This window comes from Streptomyces sp. NPDC047917 (assembly GCF_043204345.1).
GTDB lineage: Bacteria > Actinomycetota > Actinomycetes > Streptomycetales > Streptomycetaceae > Streptomyces > Streptomyces sanglieri.
This window is the reverse complement of record NZ_JBIDCA010000002.1, coordinates 225,399-238,018: the sequence shown is the minus strand read 5'-3', so window position 1 is coordinate 238,018 and position 12,620 is coordinate 225,399. Positions and strand designations below refer to the sequence as shown.

General features: G+C 71.4%; 12 protein-coding genes and 1 pseudogene. 9 read left to right on the top strand and 4 right to left on the bottom strand.

Features of this window, described 5'->3' with window-relative positions:
- Positions 1-191 precede the first annotated feature (191 nt).
- Both ACGF8B_RS04770 and ACGF8B_RS04765 read left to right on the top strand, forming a co-directional pair.
- Entirely contained in the window at positions 192-1,286 is a 1,095-nt protein-coding gene (locus tag ACGF8B_RS04770) for a threonine synthase (RefSeq protein WP_392734813.1), read from the top strand.
- Between the two features lie 103 nt (positions 1,287-1,389).
- Positions 1,390-4,020, top strand: coding sequence for a discoidin domain-containing protein (locus ACGF8B_RS04765; protein ID WP_392734811.1), 2,631 nt, complete (start codon positions 1,390-1,392; stop codon positions 4,018-4,020).
- 20 nt (positions 4,021-4,040) lie between these two features.
- Here the strand turns inward: ACGF8B_RS04765 and ACGF8B_RS04760 are convergent, their stop codons facing one another.
- Positions 4,041-4,223, bottom strand: a complete 183-nt coding sequence (locus ACGF8B_RS04760; RefSeq protein WP_266688849.1) for a hypothetical protein — start codon at positions 4,221-4,223, stop codon at positions 4,041-4,043.
- 262 nt (positions 4,224-4,485) lie between these two features.
- Complete coding sequence (locus ACGF8B_RS04755) at positions 4,486-5,385, bottom strand: peptidoglycan recognition protein (protein ID WP_392734810.1); 900 nt, start codon at positions 5,383-5,385, stop codon at positions 4,486-4,488.
- Between the two features lie 403 nt (positions 5,386-5,788).
- Here ACGF8B_RS04755 and ACGF8B_RS04750 point away from each other — a divergent pair, with 403 nt between their 5' ends.
- Positions 5,789-6,175 (top strand): CPCC family cysteine-rich protein, encoded by a 387-nt coding sequence (locus ACGF8B_RS04750; protein WP_392734807.1) that lies wholly within the window; start codon positions 5,789-5,791, stop codon positions 6,173-6,175.
- 100 nt (positions 6,176-6,275) lie between these two features.
- Here the strand turns inward: ACGF8B_RS04750 and ACGF8B_RS04745 are convergent, their stop codons facing one another.
- Complete coding sequence (locus ACGF8B_RS04745; RefSeq protein WP_392734806.1) at positions 6,276-7,031, bottom strand: AraC family transcriptional regulator; 756 nt, start codon at positions 7,029-7,031, stop codon at positions 6,276-6,278.
- A 55-nt stretch (positions 7,032-7,086) separates the two neighbouring features.
- Between ACGF8B_RS04745 and ACGF8B_RS04740 the strand changes: the two genes are divergently transcribed.
- Entirely contained in the window at positions 7,087-7,671 is a 585-nt protein-coding gene (locus ACGF8B_RS04740; RefSeq protein ID WP_392734804.1) for a class I SAM-dependent methyltransferase, read from the top strand.
- Here the strand turns inward: ACGF8B_RS04740 and ACGF8B_RS04735 are convergent.
- The gene (locus ACGF8B_RS04735; RefSeq protein ID WP_392734802.1) at positions 7,650-8,294 is read right to left on the bottom strand and encodes a TetR/AcrR family transcriptional regulator; all 645 of its coding nucleotides are present in this window, start codon (positions 8,292-8,294) and stop codon (positions 7,650-7,652) included. The genes ACGF8B_RS04740 and ACGF8B_RS04735 overlap by 22 nt on opposite strands.
- Positions 8,295-8,601: 307 nt before the next feature.
- On the opposite strand from ACGF8B_RS04735, the gene ACGF8B_RS04730 reads away from it, so the two are divergent.
- From ACGF8B_RS04730 to ACGF8B_RS04710, 5 genes and pseudogenes are all read left to right on the top strand, one after another.
- On the top strand, positions 8,602-9,120 hold the full coding sequence (locus ACGF8B_RS04730; protein WP_392734800.1) for a hypothetical protein: 519 nt from the start codon (positions 8,602-8,604) through the stop codon (positions 9,118-9,120).
- Positions 9,117-9,986, top strand: a complete 870-nt coding sequence (locus tag ACGF8B_RS04725; protein WP_392734798.1) for an NAD(P)-binding domain-containing protein — start codon at positions 9,117-9,119, stop codon at positions 9,984-9,986. Before ACGF8B_RS04730 ends, ACGF8B_RS04725 begins: the two co-directional genes overlap by 4 nt.
- Before the next feature lie 119 nt (positions 9,987-10,105).
- Entirely contained in the window at positions 10,106-10,612 is a 507-nt protein-coding gene (locus ACGF8B_RS04720; RefSeq protein ID WP_392734796.1) for a DUF2004 domain-containing protein, read from the top strand.
- A gap of 62 nt (positions 10,613-10,674) precedes the next feature.
- Positions 10,675-10,803 (top strand): annotated as a pseudogene (locus ACGF8B_RS04715) (IS5/IS1182 family transposase); the annotation flags it as partial.
- A gap of 551 nt (positions 10,804-11,354) precedes the next feature.
- Positions 11,355-12,608, top strand: coding sequence for a helix-turn-helix domain-containing protein (locus ACGF8B_RS04710; RefSeq protein ID WP_392735475.1), 1,254 nt, complete (start codon positions 11,355-11,357; stop codon positions 12,606-12,608).
- Positions 12,609-12,620 lie beyond the last annotated feature (12 nt).

Genomic DNA, 12,620 nt, shown 5'->3' with positions numbered 1-12,620 from the left:
GACAGAACGGACAGAAACAGAACGGCATGAAATTGGGCATGGGCATGACAAGCAACTGCCGCGAGTTCCCGCACCACCCGCTCCCTGCCGACAGCGAAAGATTGACCGATACATGGGAATCACACAAGGGTCCGATGGGCTCCGCAATACCTTCGCCATGGGTCTGCCACGCGCCTGACATGCTGACGGGCATGCCCGCATACATCTGCCCGCAGGACGGCACCCGCGCCGGCACCACCGCTCTCACCTGGTGCTGCCCGGTCTGCCGGGGCCCCTGGGACCTCGAATTCGAAGCGATGGACGCGCTCCGCCTCAACTCCCTGACCGGGCGCGTCAATTCACTGTGGCGTTACAAAGAGGTGCTGCCGCTCTCCTCGCCCACGACCACCCTCGGCGAGGGCCGCACCCCGCTCGTCCCGGTCACCGGCACGGTCTCGGCCAAGCTCGACTTCCTGATGCCGACGCTCTCCTTCAAGGACCGTGGCGCCGTGATGCTCGCCGAGCTGGCCCGCCGGCTGTCGCCCGAGCGCGTCGTCGCGGACAGCAGCGGCAACGCGGGCACGGCCGTCGCCGCGTACTGCGCCCGCGCCTCGCTCCCCTGCACGGTGTACGTCCCCGAGGGCACGTCCCCGAAGAAGACCGAGCAGATCCGGGCGCACGGCGCGCATCTGGAGACCGTCCCCGGCGACCGCGAGGCCACCGCGGCCGCCGCCCGCGCCGCCGCCGACGTCCCCGGCACCTTCTACGCCTCGCACGTCTTCAACCCGTACTTCCTGCACGGCACGAAGACGTACGTGTACGAGCTGTGGGAGGACCTCGGCGGCCGTCTCCCGGACGCCATCGCCGTACCGGTCGGCAACGGCACCCTGCTCCTCGGCGCGGCCCTGGCCACCGCCGAGCTCCACGCCCGGGGACTGATCGACCGGCGCCCGGCGCTGATCGCCGTGCAGGCCGAGAACGTCTCGCCGCTCGCCGCCGCCTTCCGCGCGGGCGCCGAGGACCTGTTGCCCGACGGCCCGGCGGGCGCCGCCACCCTCGCCGAGGGCATCGCCATCCCGCGACCGCCGCGCGCCCGCGCCATTCTGGCGGCGGTCCGGGAGTCGGGCGGCACCTTCCTCACGGTGACCGAGGATCAGATCCGTGCCGCGCAGCTCGATCTGGCGGCGCGCGGGTTCTACGTGGAGACGACGGGCGTCGCCTGTTGGGCCGCGGTCGGCGGCTGGACGGACCGGAGCGTCGTCGTCCCGCTGTGCGGCGCGGGCCTCAAGACCGGCCTCGCGGCCTGAGGGAAGGCGTCCCCCGGCGTCCCCCGGCGTCCGCCGCCCCGTCAGCCGTTCACCCCGCGCGCCGCGCACCCCCGCGCGGCGCGCGCGTCCCTACCTTCGTACGGTGAGCCTCTCGCGCCTCGTTCTCCTCACGTGCCTCACGTCCCTGGTCGCGGGCGCCCTGATCGCGCCTTCGGACCCCGCCCCGTACGCGGCGCCTCCTGCGACGGCGGCGCCTCCCTCCGCGACGACCGCCTGCGGCCGGGACACCGATCCCGCCTGGGCGCCGACGTCCACCCGGTACGGCGAGGCGGCCGGTTACGACGCCTACACCGGCAACGGATACCTGGGCCACCGGGTGCCCGCGGCGGGCGCCGGATACGCGGCGTCGGGCGAGAAGACCGGCTGGCCGCTGTTCACCCCGCGCTACGACGGTGCGTTCGTCTCCGGCCTGTTCGGGCGCGAGAAGGACCTGGCCGGTGGCCGGGAGGTGATCGCCGCACTGCCGAGCTGGACCGGTCTCGACGTGCGTGTCGGCGCCGAGACCTACGGCGCCGGCACGCCCCCGGGCCGGATCTCGCGCTACCGCCAGACGCTCTTCCTGCGCTGTGGACTGGTGCGTACGTCGCTGCGGTGGACCACGGCCGACGGCCACGCGACCGACCTGACGTACGAGGTGCTCACCGACCGGTCCGATGTGCACACGGGCGCCGTGCGACTGCGCATGACACCCCACTGGAACGGCACCGCGACCGTCACCGGCCGGCTCGACCCGAAGGGCGCACGCCGGATCGCCCTCGCCGACGACGGTACGTTCCGCACCCGGGGCACCGGGACCGAGGGCGCGATCGTCCAGGAGCTGCGCACCGGAGGGCCGGGGCCCGGGGCGCCGGTCGCGCCACGGAGCACGCGCCGGGTGCGTGACGGGCGCACGTACACCTTCGAGAAGTACGTCGGCATCGACACCGCGCTCACTTCCGCCGCCCCGCGCACCACCGCCCGCGAGGCCGCCCGGCGCGCGGCCGGGCGCGGCTGGTCCGGGGTCCTCGCAGCGAACAGCGCGGCCTGGCGGCGGGCCTGGGCGGCCGACATCGCCGTACCGGACCGTCCCGAACTGCAGAAGTGGCTGCGGGCGGCGCTGTACGGACTGCTGGCCTCCACCCGGACCGGATCCCGCGACAGCATCGCACCGGCCGGTCTGACCAGCGACAACTACGCCGGCATGGTGTTCTGGGACGCCGAGACCTGGATGTACCCGGCACTGCTCGCCACCCGTCCCGAGCTGGCCCGCCCGGTCGTCGAGTACCGCTACCGCACCCGCGGGGCCGCCCGCGCCAATGCCCGGAAGCTGGGGTTCCGGGGCCTGTTCTACCCGTGGACGAGCGCGAGCCGCGGCGATCTGTGGTCCGAGTGCCAGAGCTGGAACCCGCCGCACTGCGTCACCCAGAACCATCTCCAGGGCGACGTCTCGCTGGCCGTCTGGCAGTACTACCTGGCGACCGGGGACCACGAGTGGCTGGCCGGGCACGGCTGGCCACTGCTGGAGGGGATCGCCGACTTCTGGGCCTCGCGGGCCACCGCCAACGACGACGGCAGCTACTCGGTGAAGGAGGTCGCGGGCCCCGACGAGTACAGCAACGGCGTCACCGACGGGGTCTTCACCAACGCGGTCGCGGCCACCGCCCTGCGCAACGCCACCCGCGCCGCGCAACTGCTCGGACACACCGCGCCGGTCGAGTGGAAGCGGGTGGCGGACGGCCTGCGCATCCCGTACGACCCGAAGCGGAAACTCTTCCTCCAGTACGCGGGCTACAACGGTTCGACGATCAAGCAGGCCGACACGGTGCTGCTGATCTACCCGCTGGAGTGGCCGATGGAGCCGGGCGCGGCCGCCGCCACGCTCGACTTCTACGCGGCGCACACCGACCCGGACGGCCCGGCCATGACCGACTCGGTCCACGCGATCGACGCGGCCACGATCGGAGAGCCCGGCTGCGCGACGTACACCTATCTCCAGCGCGCCGTACGCCCGTTCACGCGCGGGCCGTACGCCTTGTTCAGCGAGGCCCGGGGCGCGAAGTCGGGCGCCCAGGACCCGCTTTCGGGCTTCCCCGCCGAGGACTTCCTCACCGGGAAGGGCGGGTTCCTCCAGGTCTTCACGCACGGCCTGACGGGGTTGCGGCTGCGGGAGGACGGGGTGCTTCTGGATCCGATGCTGCCGCCTCAGCTGGGCAGCGGCGTCACGCTGACGGGCCTGCGTCACCGGGGCCGTACGTACGACCTCGCGATCGGTCCCCGGACGACGACGGTCCGGCTGACCTCCGGCGCCCCCTTCACCGTCCACTCCCCCGCCGGCCCCCGCCTGCTCACCGGCACGCTCACGCTCCCCACCCGCCGCCCGGACCTCGCCGCGACCACCGACGCGGCCCGCTGCCGCCCGGCGACGGCGACATCGGAGTCCCCCGGCCTGTACGCGGCGGCGGCGGTGGACGGCAGTTTGGCCACCTCCTGGTCCCCGGACGGAGCGACGGGCGCGCTGACCGTGGACCTGGGACGTGCGGCCGCGGTGACATCGGCCGAGCCGGACTGGTCGGACGTGCGCCCGTCCTCGTACCGCCTGGAGACATCGTCCGACGGCACGCACTGGCAGCCGTACCGGGCGGGCAGGGTGGCCCGGTCGGTACGGCTGACGGTCGAGTCGGAGGACCCGCAGAAGCCCGCAGGCGTAACGGAGTTGAAGGTCGTACAGCCGTGACCGGCCGGGCGTACGGGGCGTCAGCCGCGGGCGCGGAGCCTGCTGCCGAAGCCGTAGTAGAGGCCGAGCAGCACACCGCCCACCGCCGCGACGATCCCCGTCGCCCTGCCGGAGCCGAGGGCCCCGGTGAGGACGACGGCCGCCGCGTACACGCTGGGCAGCCACCAGTTGAAGCCGGATCTCGCGGCCGGGCGCCGTTCCATGATTCCCCCTGATCAGCAGTGGCAGGCCGCGTGGATGCGGCCGAGCGCTGCCGATCATGTCATCCGGTCCCGCCCAGCTCAATGGCCTCCGGGAGGAGGACCGGAGGAGGACTGGCGGAGTCCGGTACCGCGCGAACATCCCACCGGGACTCCTGGGCGCCGCCTGCGGGGGCCGGATGCGAACCGCGCTGATTCGAGGGGCACTCGGAGCGGCCCGTCACCCCGCTCGGCAGCCGGGACCGGCGCCGGCCCCGCCGGCCCGTCACTCTCCGCCGCGACGAGCACTCCCCGGGCCCACGGCCGGCCGGGTGCCGGACGGTGTGCGCGGGGACAACCTGCCCTGAAGGCTCGCCGCGAGGGTCCGGATGGCGGGGAGCCGCGCGAACAACGCCTCGCCGGGACAGTTGGTGGCGAAGCCGTCGCGGTGGCCGGAGACTGCGTCGAACTCGGCCGAAGTGCCCTTGGCGTAACGGCTCTTGCCGTTGGTGGAGGTGAGCCGCACCTTGCCCGCGGGGTCGACGCCGCCCAGCCCGAGCTTCCAGGCCGCGAGGGCCGCGATCGCGTGCTCCATGGCCGCCGGTACCGGTGTCCCCGGCCCGAAGGTGCCGATGGCCGCGATCCCGGTGGTGCCCTGGTTGAACCCGAGGGTGTGGGAGCCGACGACGGGGCGGTCGGCACCGCCGGCGCGGCCTTCGTAGATGGTGCCGCACTTGTCGACGAGGAAGTTGTAGCCGAGATCCCCCCAACTCCGGTCACGGGTCTGGCCCGTGTACAGATTGCGCAGCGTACGGGGCACGTCGGCGCAGTCGTAGCCGTTGGGGGTGTCGGTGTGATGGATGAAGACCGCCCTGACCCCTCCCGCGTAGTGCGCGTGGGGGTCCCGTTTGGTCTCGTCGGCCCGCCACCGCGTCCGCGGGACGATGGCGGGCCGGGGCGCAATCCGGGGCAGCGCCACCGACACCGCCCCGAGCGCCGGAAACTGGGACGCCGCACCGGCCACCGGCTCGACCGGCCGCGCGGCCGCTTCGGGCCGCCATACGGAGAGCGGCCCTTCCGGAGTCGTATCGCGAACGGCCCGGGCCGCCGTCACTCCGGCGGGGGCCGCGAGGAGGGGAAGCGCTATGGGAATGGTGGTCCACAGCGCTATTCGGTACAGACGCACAGGAAAAACCTTCTTCGTCTTTCGCCGGGATGACGGCGGGAGCGCGTATGCCCACAGCTTTGCGGCGCCCGGTTCGCCGCGCGCGCCGGGTTAGTGCAGACAGGCGAGCACCACAGCTCTCCGTTCAACGGACACGAAGAGTGACGAAATGACGAAGAGGCCGACAGCCACCGCGGCCGCCGCCGAGTCTCGAAAGATCTCCCAAGAACTCCATGGACTGGCAATTCATGGTCGTCACGCCTCGCCTCCCGGGGCTTTCGCGTGACCGCCCGCAAAGCACACACCCCTCGCGAACGTCACCCGAAGCAACCGACCGTTCAGCCTTCGGGCGGGGCGCGCATCGGTCCCTCCGCAACCCGGAAATCCCTGGCCCCGGTACCGGTCCACCGACGAGACTGCGCAGATGAGCCACCGCTGTCCGTGCCCTTGCTGCGGGCATCTCGTTCTGGACGAGTTGCCCGGCTCGCACTCGATCTGCCCCGTCTGCTTCTGGGAGGACGACGCCATCCAGTTCCGGTGGCCCGCCATGCCCGGCGGGGCGAACCGGATCTCGCTGATCGAGGCCCAGCACAACTACCGGGACTTCGGCGCCTGCGACCGGCACGGCCGGCGGTTCGTCCGTCCTCCTGCGCCCGACGAACCGCTCGACCCGGCCTGGCGCCCGATCGACCCCGCGCTCGACTCGTTCGAGGACTGGAGGGCGGAAGGCCGCGCGCCATGGCCAAAGGACCGATCGGCGCTGTGCTGGTGGCTGCCCGGCTTCTGGCGACGGGAGCACCCGGCGCCATGACCGGTCGCAGCGACCGGGGCACCGACGCACTGAGGCCACCGGGCACCGGTACGCCGAGGCACCGGTACCCCGGATACCGGCGCCTCGGCGGGACGACCTCCTATCGGCGCGCGCCGAAGTACGTGCCCGGAGTGGTGCCGGTCTCACGTCGGAACGCCGCGACGAACGCGCTGACCGTCTCGTAGCCGACTCCGCGCGACACCCGATGGAGCGGTTCGCCGGCGGCCAGGGCGGGCAGCGCCGCCTGCAGGCGAACGAGGGTGCGCCAGCGGCCGAACGACATGCCGGTGTCGGCCAGGAACAGTCTGGCGAGTGTGCGCCCGGAAGTGCCGACCCGGCGCCCCCACGCTTCCACCGCGAGCGCGCAGGCGGGATCGTCGAGCAGTTCCCCGGCGACCTGACGGGCGCGTGGGTCCGTGGGGAGCGGGGCCTCAAGAGCGGTGGCCGTCACCGGCCGGAGCAGATCGAGGAGCACCGCCTCACCGTGCGCCCGGCGCCCGGAGTCGAGTTCCGGATCGTCCAGGTAGCCGATCAGCTCGGCCAGCAGCGGCGTGACCCGGGTCGGCCGGACCGTGTCCCACTGCCCCGGGTCGGCAGGCGGCGACATCGGCAGGTAGAGCGAGGTCATCGTGGTGTGACCGGCAGAGACGACCTCGTGCGGCACTCCGGACGGGATCCACAGGGCGCGTGTGGTGGGCAGTACCCACCGCCGGGAATGCACGTCGACCGTCAGGGTGCCGTGGGAGGCCCAGGCCAGCTGATGTGTCGGGTGGGTGTGCTGGGTGAACCGTGTTCCCGGCGGCATGAGGAACGTCCCGATGAAGACCAGCGCATCGCCCTGTCCGTTTCCCGACATGGTTTGGAAGGTTACGTCCTTCTGGGCGGCGGCAGCCCTCTCTAGCGTGGTCGTCATGAACACCGACCACGCTGAACTGTGCGCGAGCCCGGAGTGGGCCGCCCATCTCCATGACGACGTACTGCCGCTGGCCGTCGCGCGTGCCGATCTCGGGAAGGAACTGCTGGAGGTCGGCCCCGGTCCGGGAGCGGCGACCGAATGGCTGCGGACCAAGGTCGACCGCCTGGTGGCCGTGGAGATCGAGGCCGAGGCGGCGTCGCTGCTGGCCGACCGGTTCTCCGGGACGAACGTGGAAGTCCACCGGGGCAGCGGCACCGCGCTGGAGTTCGCGGACGATTCCTTCGACTCGGCGGCCTCGTTCACGATGCTGCACCACGTACCGACAACGGCTCTCCAGAACACCCTCCTCGCGGAAATCCTCCGGGTGCTCAGGCCGGGCGGCGTGCTCGTCGGGGCCGACAGTCTGCCGAGCCAGTCGCTGCACGCGTTCCACAAGGGCGACGTCTACAACCCGGTGGAGCCGGCCGCGCTCCTCGTACGCCTTCAGACGTTGGGCTACGTGGACATCACGCTCTGCGTGGGCGACCGGCTGACGTTCTCCGCGCACAAGCCTCCCGCTCAGGACGAGCGGGCTGCCTGAGCCCTGATCCCGCCGAGCACGATGTCGAGCATCCGGTCGAACTCCGCGACTGACCCGAAGTCGGCCCACCGGGGTGCGAGGGCGGCCATGCCCGGGTGCGTGCCGGAGTCGAACCCGGGCACGGGAGCCGGCCCGTCGGGGCCCGCGCCGGTGCAGGCCAGCAAGTGCCCGTTGAGGAAGCCGAACAGCACCATGGGGGCGTCCGCCGCCACCCGCTCGGGCAGGCCGGCCGCACGCGTCGCCGCGACCAGGCTCTCCAGGGCGGAAATGGCCACCGGCGAGGTCTGCGCACGGGTGGCGAGCAGCGGGAACACCCGAGGGTGCCGGTACGCCATGTCCCGGTAGGAGTGGGCCGTTCGCCGGGCGATCTCCTCCCAGTCGTGCGGCGCGCCATCGGGAGCGGGCGCCACCACCTCGGTGAGCACGGCCTCGCAGATCACGTCCAGCAGCGCGGCCTTGCCCTTGACGTGGTGGTAGAGCGACATCGGGTCGACCCCGAGCTCCTCGGCGAGTCGCCGTACCCCGAAACGCTCAAGGCCGTCGCGATCCACCAGCGCGACGGCCGCGGCCGCGATCCGCTCCCGGTCGAGCCCCGCCGAGGTGCCCCGTGCACGTCTGGCCACACCCACTCCTCCTTGTCCTTACTGCCAAGCCCTCTTGCCAAATCTACGCCGTAGAACTTAGCGTGCACAACGAAACCTACGTCGTAGATTTTGAGCGGCGTACCGAAGGCACGGAGAAAAGAGACGCACGGCATCGCCGCCGTCGCGTACGCCGCAGCCGGGGCCCGGATTCCCCCGCGCAGCCCTGAAGGAGCAGGGCACACCCAATGGGCCTGACGCAACATCACACGACACAACGCAGCACACCACGAAATGGCATGCTGCAACGCGCCATACCGCGATGTGCCATCACACAACATGCCATCACATGACACAGACCGAGAGGACGCCGATGCCGGAGACCACCCACACGCGAGGGGCAATCGGCGCGATGTACACGGGACTTGGGCTCACCGTCATCGCGACCGCCGCCCCGTACGCCGACCGCGCCACCACCCATCTGCTGGCCGACCACGTCCGAGCCGGATACCCGGCCTACTCCCAGGCCCGGGTGGACTCGGCCGTCAGCACCTACCTCGTCCTGCTGTCCGTCATCGGAGTGCTGGGCATTCTGGCCTGGTCCACGGCAACCTGGGCCGTCACGGCGGGCAGGCGATGGGCCCGCCCCGCCTCGACCGCGCTGTTCGTGCTCGGCACAGGCACCGGGCTGATCGGGCTGCTCACCAAGGACACCTCCGGCGCGACCGGCCTGCCGCCGGGCCTGGGCTGGGCCGGGGTCGCCCCTTGCCTGGCCGGCGCCCTGGCCATCACCCTGCTGTGGAGGAATCCGCGAGACCTCACGGGCGCGGGTCACGGCCACCACACACCGGAGCGGACGACAGCGTGAAACGTATCGGCATCATCGGAGTGGGAGAGATCGGCCGGGCCCTCGTGGAGGGCCTGTGCGACACGGGCAGCCCGAGGCCCGAAGTGTTCCTGTCGCCGCGCGGCGCCCGCACCGCCGCCGGACTCTCCGAGCGATTCGACGGTGTACACGTCTGCGCCGACAACCAACAGGTCGTGGACCGCGCCGAGTTGATCGTCGCCGCCGTACGCCGCCAGGACCGCCACGAGGCGCTGGACGGTCTGCGCGTGGACGGCGGCAAGGTGGTGGTCAACGTGATGGCCGGGGTCTCGAACGACCACCTGCGCGACCTGCTCGCCACCGACGCCCCGCTGGTCCGCGCCATCCCGCTGCCTTCCGTACGCAAACGCCGCTCCGTCACCGTGACGTACCCGGCGCACCCGGCCGTCGACGCCTTCTTCGAGCAGCTCGGCGGGGCGCTTCCGGTAGCGGACGAGGCGGCCTTCGACGTCTTCTCCGCACTGACCGGGACACTCACCACCCATTACGCGTACCTCGCCGCGCTCACCTCGTGGGCCGCCGGACACGGCATCCCCACCGACGACGCGGAACACTATGTGCGGTGCCTCTTCCAGGCCGTCGGCCGCGCCCTGGGCGACGAGACCCGTTCCCTGCGACAACTCGCCGCCGACCACGAAACCCCCGAGGGCAACAACGAACGCATCCGGACCACTTGGTTCGACCACACCAATGCCGCCACCCTCGACAGCGCACTGGACGGCCTCCTCACCGACCTGCGGTCCCGGCAGGACCCGGGCACGGAACCTGCGGCAGAACAGAAGACAGAACAAGAGAAGACCCAGGAAGCCGACGCCGCACGGCGGCGGCGACCACCGGCCAGGACCTGAGAATCAGGAGGGACATTCGGCTCCGCCACGCGAAACGATCGGGCCGTATCGTGTGCCCGGGATGCTCACCGCTCCTCAAGCCGTACCGGCACCGTCCATCCATCGGAATGACAGGCCCCATGAAAAGCATCGATCACCCCTACTTCGGGCACCTTGAGGTTCCGTCGGCGGACGGGACGGACGTCATCTGGGAAGGCGCGGCCTCGCTGGGGAGCGGCAAGGTCGAAGTCCGGCTGTGGGCCGACCCCAAGTCCGGTCTGGACGCGGACGAACTGGATGCGTTCGCGACGCGCCTGGCCCATCTGCCGGCTCTGGACACCGCGGCCCGGGCGGCGATCCGCGAGTACCTGCGGCAGGACCGCTACTTCATCGACCACCACGCCGACGAACTCGACGACGCCGAAGTGATCAAGCGCCTCACCCGGGATGCGAACGGCGAAGCGATCAGCGTCGACGCGTTCACCGCGGCCATGCACCCCGTCCAGATCGGACTGTGGCACCTGACCGGGGAGGCCGAGGCCCGGATCGTCATGGACTACACGATCGACGCCGAGACCAGCGACGAACTCCTTGCCGTCAAGATGGCCGACGACGGGACCGTGGTCTCCGTCGACTGGGAGAGCTGACCGCATCGGTCATCCCTCGACAGCAGCAACCCTGCCAACAGGGCGTAGCCGCCACCGATGGCCCGGACAGGCTCCACGCGGACAAGAGCTACGGCTACGAACACCTGCGCCGATGGCTCGGCACCCGCAGCGTCCGACACCGCATCGCCCGCAAGGGCATCGATTCCTCACAACGACTCGGACGCCACCGCTGAGTGGCCGAGCGGACCGTGTCCTGGCGGCTGGCCGGCTGCCGACGCCAGCATCGCCGCCACTGACGCAGGGCCGGACACCTCCTCACCTTCGTCGGCACAGCCGCCGCACTCATCTGCCATCGCCGTGTCACACGCAGTCGACGAGCTTCCTGCGGAATGACCACGGCCTGGCCGGGGCACCGCGGCAGAGAAATCCATGGCGCACCAGCAGGGCCTGCAACGAGACTGAGCAGGTGAGCGACCGCTACCCCTGGCCCAGCTGAGGGCGTCTCCTCTCGTTCTCGATCGCTGTGCACCGATCGTTGCCGACCTCGGTCAGCCCAAGAAACGGACGGGAACAACGGAGAACGAAAGTGGCAACGGGCAACACCGCCGAACCCTGATTCTCCAGGCGTGCGTCGTGCCAGACTCACTTTCGGATGCGGACCGAAACGACGCCGTCACAGCGGGTGTTCGTCATCGGGTTTCGTGTCGCCCGTTGGCCGTCGGACGACGGCTCCCGCGAGGGCGGGCGGCTCTCGCGGTCACTGTTCAAGGGGAGGTTGATGATGAGCACGACTTTACGTTTTGGCCCGGAGCTTCGCCGTTTACGAGGAGAAGCGGGGCTGACTCTGACCGAGTTCTCCGTGGCACTCAACTATGACAAGGGGCACATAAGCAAGGTGGAGCGCGGGGAGCGTTCCGCGTCCCCCGAACTAGCCCGGCGGTGCGACGCCTTCCTCGGCGCGGACGGCGAGCTGCAGCGTCTGGTCACCCGACCCGAGGCGGATTCGGACTCGGGCACCGCCGAACCCCCCGCCGGTCCGAGCCGCTGGCTCGTCGGGCGCCGGGCTGTCCTCTCGGCGGGTACGGGGGCGCTGATCGACCTCGGCCTGAAACGCGGCAGTCAGGCGCTGTCCTCCGCCGACGACCCCCTCCTGCCCTCCTTCCGCATGCAGTTCGACCAGTTGCGGAAGCTCGGCCAGTCCACCACGCCCAAGGTCCTGCTGCCCCTGCTGGAGACGCAGACTCGCATGATCGCCGGGCTGGCCGCCGACGCCCGGTCCGTTTCTCGGGCCCCTGCACTCCTCCTCGCCTCGCGGTTCGCGGAGTTCACCGGCTGGATGGCCCAGGAAGCCGGAGACAGCGACGCGGCACTCGGCTGGACGGGCGAGGCCGCCGAACTGGCGCGCGCCGGGGGTGACCCGTACCTCGGCTCCTACGCACTGGTGCGGCGCGCCCTGGTCACCATGTACGGCGGGGACGCCGCCGGCACCGTTGCCCTGGCCCGCCGCGCCCAGAGCAGCGAACTCCCGCCGCGCATCCGGGGACTCGCGGCCCAGCGGGAGGCCCAGGGACATGCGCTCGTCGGCAACGAAGTCGACTGCCTCCGCAGCCTCGACAGGGCGCGGGAACTGCTCGCCAGCGACGACGCCCGCGATGGCGCCGAGCCCGTGATCGGCACCTCCCATGTGAGCGACCCGGCGGCTATGTCGACCGGCTGGTGCCTGCACGATCTCGGCCGTCCCAAGGCCGCCGCCGAGGTACTCGACCGGGAGTACCGCCGCCTCCCGCCGCACGCGCTGCGTACCCGCGCCCGGTACGGCTTCCGTCGGTCCTTGGCCCATGCCGCCTCCGGAGAGGTAGAGCACGCGTGCGCGATCGCCGGGGATCTCCTGGATGTGATGCCGGCCGTACCCTCGGCGACGGTGAACAGCGATGTCCGGCGTCTCGCACGGGAACTCTCCCGGTTCCGGAGCAGCCGCGCCGTACGTGATCTGCAGCCCGCGCTGGCACGCGTGCTCGCCCCCGCGCACGACTGACAGCCCCTCCAC